The organism is Erythrobacter sp. CCH5-A1 (genome assembly GCF_001557115.1).
GTDB lineage: Bacteria > Pseudomonadota > Alphaproteobacteria > Sphingomonadales > Sphingomonadaceae > Erythrobacter.
The window spans coordinates 1-549 of record NZ_LSKQ01000197.1 but is presented as its reverse complement, the minus strand read 5'-3'; the positions used below and the strand labels follow the sequence as shown (position 1 = coordinate 549).

The 549-nt window shown below is 63.2% G+C and carries 1 protein-coding gene; it reads left to right on the top strand.

Annotated elements, in window-relative coordinates; all coding sequences use genetic code 11:
• Nucleotides 1–41: 41 nt before the first annotated feature.
• A partial coding sequence (locus tag AX708_RS11630) for a transposase (RefSeq protein ID WP_197426386.1) occupies nucleotides 42–549 on the top strand: 508 nt, incomplete at its 3' end.

Below are 549 nucleotides of genomic sequence, written 5' to 3'. Positions count from 1 at the left end.
TGGAGTTTCCAAGCTTCACACCAACCAAGGAGTTGATCCCGATGACCGAAGACAGGCTACCGCTTGCCGAGCTTTTGGCGAAGAGCGGAGATGGAGATTTTCTGCGGACCATTGCCGAAAGCGTATTGCAGATCATCATGGAGGCCGATGTTGAGGGCCTGGTCGGCGCCGCCCGGCACGAGCGTTCCGGCGAGCGCACGACCTGGCGCAACGGCTACCGCGACCGCAGCCTCGATACCCGGCTCGGCACGCTCAACCTGAAGATCCCCAAGCTGCGAACTGGCGCATACTTCCCGGGCTTCCTGGAGCCGCGCAAGACGGTGGAGAAGGCCTTGGTCGCGGTGATCCAGGAGGCATGGATCGCCGGCGTCAGCACCCGGCGCGTCGATGATCTGGTGCAGGCGATGGGCATGACCGGCATCTCCAAATCCTCGGTCTCGAAGCTGTGCAAGGACATCGACGAGCGCGTCCATGCCTTCCTGAAGCGCCCGCTCGCAGGCGACTGGCCCTACCTCTGGCTCGATGCCACTTACCTGAAGGTGCGCCAGG